Origin of the sequence: Blautia sp. AF19-10LB (assembly GCF_003461245.1) — a bacterium.
Classification (GTDB): Bacteria; Bacillota; Clostridia; order Lachnospirales; family Lachnospiraceae; genus Blautia_A; species Blautia_A intestinihominis.
On sequence record NZ_QTWS01000036.1, the window covers coordinates 26,017 to 34,216 of the forward strand.

10 protein-coding genes and 1 pseudogene are annotated in these 8,200 nt (G+C 41.5%); all 11 read right to left on the reverse strand.

The window, feature by feature from the left end:
* Nucleotides 1-108: 108 nt before the first annotated feature.
* Nucleotides 109-1,491 carry a DUF6034 family protein gene (locus tag DWX28_RS15980; protein WP_118253804.1) on the reverse strand — a complete coding sequence of 461 codons (1,383 nt, stop codon included), beginning with the start codon at nucleotides 1,489-1,491 and terminating at the stop codon, nucleotides 109-111.
* A 110-nt stretch (nucleotides 1,492-1,601) separates the two neighbouring features.
* On the reverse strand, nucleotides 1,602-2,861 hold the full coding sequence (locus DWX28_RS15985; protein ID WP_118253810.1) for a sensor histidine kinase: 1,260 nt from the start codon (nucleotides 2,859-2,861) through the stop codon (nucleotides 1,602-1,604).
* A gap of 2 nt (nucleotides 2,862-2,863) precedes the next feature.
* Nucleotides 2,864-3,523 carry a response regulator transcription factor gene (locus DWX28_RS15990; RefSeq protein WP_015525013.1) on the reverse strand — a complete coding sequence of 220 codons (660 nt, stop codon included), beginning with the start codon at nucleotides 3,521-3,523 and terminating at the stop codon, nucleotides 2,864-2,866.
* A gap of 53 nt (nucleotides 3,524-3,576) precedes the next feature.
* Entirely contained in the window at nucleotides 3,577-3,957 is a 381-nt protein-coding gene (locus tag DWX28_RS15995) for a DUF1016 N-terminal domain-containing protein (protein ID WP_243002454.1), read from the reverse strand.
* A gap of 33 nt (nucleotides 3,958-3,990) precedes the next feature.
* Complete coding sequence (locus tag DWX28_RS16000) at nucleotides 3,991-4,320, reverse strand: hypothetical protein (RefSeq protein WP_015525006.1); 330 nt, start codon at nucleotides 4,318-4,320, stop codon at nucleotides 3,991-3,993.
* Between the two features lie 126 nt (nucleotides 4,321-4,446).
* Nucleotides 4,447-4,626, reverse strand: coding sequence for a hypothetical protein (locus tag DWX28_RS16005; RefSeq protein WP_118253827.1), 180 nt, complete (start codon nucleotides 4,624-4,626; stop codon nucleotides 4,447-4,449).
* A 97-nt stretch (nucleotides 4,627-4,723) separates the two neighbouring features.
* A complete protein-coding gene (locus tag DWX28_RS16010; RefSeq protein WP_118253814.1) occupies nucleotides 4,724-6,172 on the reverse strand; it encodes a L,D-transpeptidase family protein in 1,449 nt (482 codons plus the stop codon).
* 190 nt (nucleotides 6,173-6,362) lie between these two features.
* Nucleotides 6,363-6,695: an ATP-binding cassette domain-containing protein gene (locus tag DWX28_RS16015; protein WP_118253818.1), complete on the reverse strand. Its 333-nt coding sequence runs from the start codon at nucleotides 6,693-6,695 to the stop codon at nucleotides 6,363-6,365.
* Nucleotides 6,696-6,871: 176 nt separating this feature from the next.
* A pseudogene (locus DWX28_RS16020) lies at nucleotides 6,872-7,519 on the reverse strand (UDP-glucose--hexose-1-phosphate uridylyltransferase); the annotation flags it as partial.
* A complete protein-coding gene (locus DWX28_RS16025; RefSeq protein ID WP_158565327.1) occupies nucleotides 7,520-7,870 on the reverse strand; it encodes a DUF2500 domain-containing protein in 351 nt (116 codons plus the stop codon). It lies immediately after the preceding pseudogene.
* 1 nt (nucleotide 7,871) lies between these two features.
* Nucleotides 7,872-8,051 carry an AraC family transcriptional regulator gene (locus DWX28_RS20635; RefSeq protein ID WP_243002456.1) on the reverse strand — a complete coding sequence of 60 codons (180 nt, stop codon included), beginning with the start codon at nucleotides 8,049-8,051 and terminating at the stop codon, nucleotides 7,872-7,874.
* Between the last annotated feature and the right edge of the window lie 149 nt (nucleotides 8,052-8,200).

An 8,200-nucleotide genomic window follows, 5' to 3' on the forward strand; every position in this document is an offset into this window, starting at 1 on the left:
CTTTTTCTATAGGAAAAGTATAACGTATTTTTCTTTTTCCTGTAAAGCAGAAAGACCTGAAAATCCAGGTCTTTCTGTCATCATTGATTAGAAATTGAAATTCACACTCTATTTTATATCCTTGGAACCCATAGAAGCCGCCCATCCAGCCTGAATCCTTTGTATTACGCTTCCATCCCGTGCATCAATCGTAAGGAGTGGAACACCTGCAGCATCCATCGTCACGTCTCCCATGACCGGTCCATCCTCCCCATTTCCGTACTCATACTCTGGCTCTTTGGATGTCCAGGTTCCATAAAAATCCCACACCGGGATCAGAACTGCTTCGGTATCGCTGCCTTCACTGTCTGGCATGCACATATAACCCAGTTGTACCTTTGTTATGGTTATCTCCGCACTCTGTGCATCAATGGACGGATAACGGTAGTGGCTTCCTCCATCAACAGAGATCAGCCGATACTTGTCTTCTGTCATGACCTGCAAAGTGATCGTTTTTTCAAAGATATCCTTGACCTCATCAAAAGGAAGTAAGAACAGCCTCTCATCGGAAGCATTCGTGGCTTCTATGGGATTTCGGTGCAGAAAACTCTGAAGTGTCCCACTGCAAAAGTCCATCGTCAATACTTCATTTTCCCATCCTTCAGACTGTCCTTCATGAAGTGTTCCATCTTCGTTTTCCCATTCAAGAGCCTGTTCATTAACAGGCAGAGAGGTTTCCCTCACATAATTAACCGGAACCCCGTCTATCATCCGTTCAAAAATGAAGTCATCTTTTTCTAGGGTAGTGCTTCCTTCAGTAAGTGCTTTTGAGGAACTTTCAAATATCTCCCAGTCTCCGGACACAAGACCTGAAACCTTCTCCTTTGCTTCCTTTTCAGACACTTTCCCACTTCCTGCCTTTATATAATTTTGAAAGCGTTCTTCCCTTTCTTTTTTCTCACTTGATGCCAGGGTCATGTCCCCACAATCGTCAAAGCTAAACTTCGCTATCTGAAATCCAAGTTCCTCCACATCCGATACCTGCTCACTCTGTGTATAAGAATACCGATAGGTCAGTCCATCTACTGTATATGTCCCCGCCTGTTCGTTCTCATTCTTCTCTTCCTGCATGGACTGTCCTTTTCCGAACGTGTCTTTTATTTTATTCTGTTCTTCTTCAGAAATCGCCATTCTTTTTACCTTTTTTAAACAGATTGCATCTACATCCGGCACTTTTACCGGTGCATCCGCTGTCAGGGTAAAATTCATCGGGGTTTCTTTATCCTCCCGGTCCGCTGATCTTAGATCTGCCTGGATCGTTGTCTGGTATGTTTCCGGTGCCTGTACCTGTTCGGCAACGGTTTTCTGAACTGTCTCCTTTTTCTCTTCTTTTTTCTGTTCTGTCTGATCCTTTTCTTCCACAACAGCAGACTGGACAATACGGTCACATCCGGATAATGTCAAAAGATTCATACACAGAACGGCTCCCATAAACATTTTTATTTTCTTCATCCTTTTTCCATCCTTTCCTTTCGGTATTAAAAAAGGTACCCTCTTCTTATGAGAAAAGAGTACCATATTGCTTTGCCGATGTATTCATCAAGATGTAAACAAATTGTAAATCAGAAGATGGCTCTTACCGTGGTCCCCTCTCTCTGTCTGCTTTCGATTTTCAAGCATCCGCCATGGATTTCAGCCACCTTCACGCAGAGTGCCAGCCCAAGTCCGGATCCGCCTTCTTTTCGGCTTCGTGATTTGTCCACCATATAAAATGCATCTGTGATCTTTCCCAGTTCTTCCTCCGGGATCCCCATTCCGGTATCCGACACCTCAAAGATCTTTTTTCCAGCTTTCTCATAAGCCTTTACCCAAATGCTTCCACCGGCATCCGTAGCTTTTAGGGCATTGTCGATCAGGTTTATCAGAAGGCTTTCCATCAAGGCCGGATCCATTTTCATGGAAAAGGCTTCACATTCCATCTTGAGGTGCACCGCTTTCTTTTCTGCCTGTTCTTTTTCCATGTCTATGACATGGTTTAAAAGGTCACCTGCCATGGTCATTTCCATCTGTATGGCATGGTTCTGATAAAGCCCCAGCATCTGCAGCATCTTCCCAGAAAGAGCCTCCAGGCGTTTTCCCTCCCGGTTGATATGTTCCAGTGCCCGGTCTTTCTGTTCATCTTTCAGCTTTACATGGCGCAGGGTATCCGAATACCCGATAATGGACGTTAACGGGGTACGCATTTCATGGGAAAGTGCCCCCATGAGCAGCTCCTGTTTCTCTGCCACTTCCTGTAGCTTCTCCATCTGTTCCACAGTTCTTCGCATCATCATATAAATAAAAAGGCCGGCGATCAGGAACACAGCCAGATAAATTCCCAAAAACCAGACAGCGGTCTGTCTCAGCTCTGCAAAAAGCCCTGTGACTTCCCGGACAGAGAGGACTTCGTATCCTTCCGGTCTGGATAATGATTCCAGCTGGAGAAGGAGGTATTTCTGTCCCAGTTTCTGTATCTTGTAGGCATACGGATCTCCTTCATCCTTTAAGCCTAAGTTTTCGAGCCCCACCACTTTATAATTTGTCAGATTTTCAATGACGGCATTGCTTTTTCGGTCGATCAGGGCCATGCCTTCCCCACAGCATCGCTGGAACTGAAAGCCCATATAAGCCTGCTTTCCAGTCTCGGACATCTGCTCATATTTGCTGTTATCCCAAAATTGTTCCAGGAGTATCTTGCCATTTTCCAGCTGTCTTCCGTAGGTCTCTGCAGCATTATTGAGGCTTCGTTTTCCTGTGATATAAAGACTTAGCGTTCCCACTGGGATCAGGGCACATAATAGCGTTACCAGCATAAGAAGTACCGTTCGTTTCCACAGCTTCATCCTTATTCCTCCAGACGGTATCCAAGTTTCGGGATCGTCCTGATCTCATCATAAAGTTCCAGCTTTTTTCTGAGCTGTCCGATATGGACATCCACCGTCCTGCTTTCTCCCAGGTAGTTTTCTCCCCAGACCCGTTTTAACAGTTCTTCCCTTCCAAGCGCAATGTTCTTATTTTGCAGGAGTAGCACAAAGAGGTCATATTCCATTGGCTTTAGGCTTACCGGAAGCCCGTCTTTGTAGACCTGATGGCTTTGCATGTCCACCAGGATGTTCCGGACCGTTAAGACTTTCTTGGCCCGTCCCGTCCTCTCCAGCACCTTCTCAATGCGTACCAGAAGTTCCAGCATCTCAAAAGGTTTTACCATATAATCTTCCGCACCCAGCTTTAATCCCTTCACCTTGGAAGCCACATCATCCTTTGCAGTCAGGTAGAGCACCGGAAGCTCCTTCTTTTTAAAATCCTCCATCAGTGCAAATCCGTCTTTTCCCGGCAGCATGATATCCACCACTGCCAGGTCCGCGTCCTCCTGCCATAAGAGCAGCCTCTGGGCTTCTTCCCCATCATACGCTGCCACAGTCTCATACCCTGCTGCCTCCAGGTTCATGCACAGCAATTCTGAAATTGCACGGTCATCTTCTATCACCAAAATTTTATTTTTCATTCCCGTTGCCACCTCTAACGCTTTTCTATAGTATAGTTTTTTATATCCCAAGTCTACATTGCATTTGTTCTTGTTTTCTCATCATTTATACGCATCAGGGCACGATAATGTGACCAGCTCAATTCAGGGCACAGTGTGTCTCGAATTAGAAAAGTACAATAAAACTGCCTCATCTTACGAAGATTCGATTTATCAAAACCTTTTCCGAACTCTGCGGTCAACTGCTCAGAAAGATATTCCAATAATTTCTTTCCGTATTCTGCGCGATCATTTTCTCCACATGCTTTAAAAATCTGTTCTCCAATTTCCCAATAAGTTGTTACCATAGCAGAATTTACCGCTGTGCTTAAACGATGTTGTGCAGACACAATAGAATTACGAATAGAATGATAAGTCTGTTCTGCATTTTGATTTTTTTGTAAATTATAATCCATGCTCTTTACTCCTCTGAATTTCCAAAATAAAACTTACTGTTCTTCTATTGATTCAATATTTTCAATCCGCATCAGCTTAACTACCTGCTTATCTTTTTTCTCTGTATAACAAATTTTTATCCATTCATCATCTGCGTCTATTATCTTGCAGGATAATTCAGTTTTTCCCGCAAAACTAAAAATGAACTCTGATCTGATAATACATTGTTTTCCTACAAGATCATTAATCAGCTTTGACATATATGCCACTCCTCTCTGCTTTTTCTCCAATCGTTTTACTTTCGTTTCCAAACGCTTTACTTTTCCCGGATACGCCGAATAACAAAGTAGCAGCAATAATGCTGCAATTCCAAACCATTCCATATTATTCTCCTTAGCAAACTTAACGCTAATATGTCTGTTCCTTAAAATATCTTTTGCCATTCAAATCATATCACACTATCAGCCATATTTCCATTTCAATTTACTTAGGCAAGTCACTTCGCTCAGCTACATCTCCTGTTGGCTTGCTTCTGTAACCAGCATCCTCTTAATCTTCTCCTGCAAGGTTTCCTTTGCATCTTCATCAATCGAATAGATCTCATTTATCTCGATTTTTTTCGCTTCCCGGTCAAAACGGTCAAAGACTTCTTTCCATATCTGGACGGAACATACCCACTTTTCTTCCATAAAATTATTGCTGATAATTATAAAAAAACAGAAGACCAATTAAGATCTTCCATTTTATAAACAAACCTCTATATAAAACTATATATCCTGCCCATTTTTAATAAAAACAGACAATCGGCACACTTTCGTCTATCCTATTATAAAGTTCTGCCGCTTTGTCCGCCGGAAGATTAATGCATCCATGGGATCCACCACCTTCTCGGAAACGATTTCCTCCAAAGTATGGCTGCCATGAAGCATCATGAAACCCAATCCCCCCATTAAAAGGCATCCAGTAAGTTACTGGTCTTTCATATTCATATTTCCCATTTTCCAACATCTTTCCTTTCAGCACAGATGGACTTTTCTTGTAATACAGTTGAAAAATTCCCGGTGGTGTCTGCCGTTCTGCATACTGCATATCTCCTGACACAATATCCGATTCCAAAATGATAGAACCATCCTGATAGTAATATAAATGCTGTGCAGACAGGTCCACTTCAATATACGTGCTGCCTATATCATTCATACCCCGTGCATTTGCCCGCATAGCGTATACCGGTTCCCGGTTTATCTGTACTCCTGCAATCATTTCCTGCATAATGGTTTCTATTTCTTTTTCCTGATCGATCTTCCATCCATAAACGGAACTATACACCTGAACAATACGTCCGCTTGTTGTACAAAATTCCCTCTCTGTATTTACGGTATCATATGTGGCAGCCAACTGTGCCACATATTCTGCCACACACTGTCTCAGTTCATCCTCATTTTTTTGCAGCCGTCCTCTCTCATCAAAAATAAGCCAGTTTCTGATCTCGTCTCCCTCCAATGTTACCGTTTCTTCCCCAAATATATATACGATTTTGGTCCGGATCAGATTTTGGCATTCTTCCAATGAATTTTTAAGATCTGGATCATCTTTCATTACTGCCGCTTTTACATAAACAGTCGGACAGCTATTCAGGTCAATGGTTCTTTTTTTGTCAGTAACCGCTTCTGACAGTGCCTGATAAGCTCCATTGAAATCCAGGGTATTCCCTTCTGTTTCCGGTACGATTTCAAACTTCGAATCTTTATAAGCTACATAAGCATCTTCCGGTGCTGTCTGATTCTCTTTTTTTACACATTCCAGTTTTTCCAGCTGTTCTTTTAACTTCACTTTATCATAGGTCATATTTTCCTTGGCTGTATAATTTTGCTTTTTCCAAAATCCCTGAACCCATTTATATGGTTTTTGTTCATCCAGATATTGGGAAATACTGCCATCCGAAACATAACGATATCCGATCAATTTTCCATTGATACTCTGTGATTTCAGATTTCTTGCCTTTACTTCCAGCAGATAATCCTCTGCTTTTTTTGCAACCGCCTGTTCTGCCTCTTCCGATGTTTTTCCAGAACAGTTAATTCCATTGATCGTTGTTCCCCGAAAAAATCTGTCTGAATAGTAATAAGACATTCCTGCATAGCCAGCCATAGCAAAGAACACTATGATGACAGTGATCATTATCCACATTTTTTGCTTTCCATTATCCTTACCGGTTATCTCTTTTCTTTTTCCCATCCATGCCCCCTGTTTTTAACGATAAACAGCATTCAGACAGATTTTTTAAATCGTCTGATTTTAATATCTCCGATTTAATAAAAAATAACCAAGGCTGCCGGAAAAAACATTTTCTTTTACAAACAGTAAGCTGATTTCTACAAAACATTTTCCCTCTGCTCTTTTACGGATAGAAACACCGCATCATCATTTATCTCACATTTTGCACTTTTGGAGTACTTTCGGACACTTCAAGCACTTTTTCTGAGAAACGTTCAGGAACTCCTGCCAAGCAAAACGGCAACTCTAAGTTGTATTTTTCCAAGAGTTTCCGGTTCCATAAAATGTCCCGCGCAGATCCATCCGCTACCAATTTCCCTTGGTTTAAAACCAATACCCGGTCACAGGTTTCCAGTACCAGATCCAGATCATGGGTTGCAATGATCTTTCCCTTTGCAGGGATCAGTCCCAGCATTGCCTTCATTAGCGTAGAATTCCCTGCACCATTGGCTCCGATCAGACCCACCTGTTCTCCTTTACTGATATGGCAAGTTTGTTATATTCTTTCTCTGCATAATAAAATTCCCCATGGAATCCCCACAATTCCATACTTTCGTATAATGCAACTGCCCGATCCATGCTTCTTAAGAGTAGCTGCCCTAAAAAAATGGGAGGTTTCACTTACCTCCCATTTCCCAAAGAATCCTTTTATTTCAATTTTTATAATGTTTCAAGAAAACGCATGAATGCTTCTCTTCCCTCGGTCGTACATTTGTATACTCCTGCATCTTCCAGAACATGGGTAAATACGATTCCAATCTCTTTCTGAAGAATGCCATGGATGTTTTCTTTTGTGATTTCCGAATATTTCGGAAGGAACTTCTTAACCCACTCTGCATGTTTCGCAATCTGCTCATTTGAAGAAATATCTTTGCCTTCAAGAATATACTCTTCCAAAAGTTCCATCTCTCCTTTTAATCTGGCCGGAAGAACGGCAAGACCCATAACTTCGATCAGGCCGATATTCTCTTTTTTAATATGATGATATTCTGCATGCGGATGATACACACCCAGCGGATGTTCTTCTGTTGTGATGTTGTTCCTTAATGTCAGATCCAGTTCGTAGGTATCACCTACTTTACGTGCAATTGGTGTAATTGTATTATGTGGTTCTCCATTGGTCTCAGTATAAATAAATGCTTCTTCATCGGTATAGCCTCTCCATACTTCCAGCACATGTGTTGCCAGATCTACCAAACGGTTAGAATCTTTATGGCGAATACGAAGCACAGATAATGGCCATTTTACAATTCCAGCCTCTACATCTTCAAATCCCGGAAGTGCCACGTGCTGCTCAATTGGTGCTTTTTAACATTTTTCTTCCTCCTGTGCTTCACTTTTAAATTTATATTTTTGGTAACATATATACCGATTTCCCTGATAAGTCAGCATACCTCGATCGCCTTTTTCCAATTCACGAAAATCTCCCTGTTGCATTTGAAATTCCATCAAACTTCCATCTGTCATCTCAAATACAACGCAAAACCAAGGTACATGTGATTCAGACTGCATATGGGTATAGATTCCTTGCTTCTTTTCAACTACAGTCGCATCAACAGATTCAACTGCCGCACTGCTGTTATTGCCAAAACTTAACAACATTTTGGTAAATACAAACATCATGATTATGAGTGCTGCTATACAGATTATAAATGCCATCCTATTTCTCCATTCCAGATATTTCATCCCGGGTCTGACTTATATATTGTTCATGATAAAGATTCCGGTATTCCCTTGACGTCACTTTATATCTTTCACGAAATCCCCTGTTAAATGTCCTTTGGCTCTCAACTCCTGCATCCAGGCAAATGTCTGTGATGCTCTTACCAGTACATTCCAATTAATCTCCTGCAAGTTTTGTCTACTTTTTCTTCCCATTTGGCAAGTAATATACGTCTTCTGATATTATAATGTGCTTGTAAGATAAAGAAAGGAGCTTCTTGTATAATTCAAATATAGGGAATTCCGAGAAAGAAGGTTGAGAAAAAA

Excerpts from the sequence above, each read along its gene's own strand:
- DWX28_RS15980 (WP_118253804.1), bottom strand. The coding sequence starts at position 1,491 with ATGAAGAAAATAAAAATGTTTATGGGAGCCGTTCTGTGTATGAATCTT.
- DWX28_RS15985 (WP_118253810.1), bottom strand. The coding sequence starts at position 2,861 with ATGAAGCTGTGGAAACGAACGGTACTTCTTATGCTGGTAACGCTATTA.
- DWX28_RS15990 (WP_015525013.1), bottom strand. The coding sequence starts at position 3,523 with ATGAAAAATAAAATTTTGGTGATAGAAGATGACCGTGCAATTTCAGAA.
- DWX28_RS15995 (WP_243002454.1), bottom strand. The coding sequence starts at position 3,957 with ATGGATTATAATTTACAAAAAAATCAAAATGCAGAACAGACTTATCAT.
- DWX28_RS16000 (WP_015525006.1), bottom strand. The coding sequence starts at position 4,320 with ATGGAATGGTTTGGAATTGCAGCATTATTGCTGCTACTTTGTTATTCG.
- DWX28_RS16005 (WP_118253827.1), bottom strand. The coding sequence starts at position 4,626 with ATGGAAGAAAAGTGGGTATGTTCCGTCCAGATATGGAAAGAAGTCTTT.
- DWX28_RS16010 (WP_118253814.1), bottom strand. The coding sequence starts at position 6,172 with ATGGGAAAAAGAAAAGAGATAACCGGTAAGGATAATGGAAAGCAAAAA.
- DWX28_RS16025 (WP_158565327.1), bottom strand. The coding sequence starts at position 7,870 with ATGGCATTTATAATCTGTATAGCAGCACTCATAATCATGATGTTTGTA.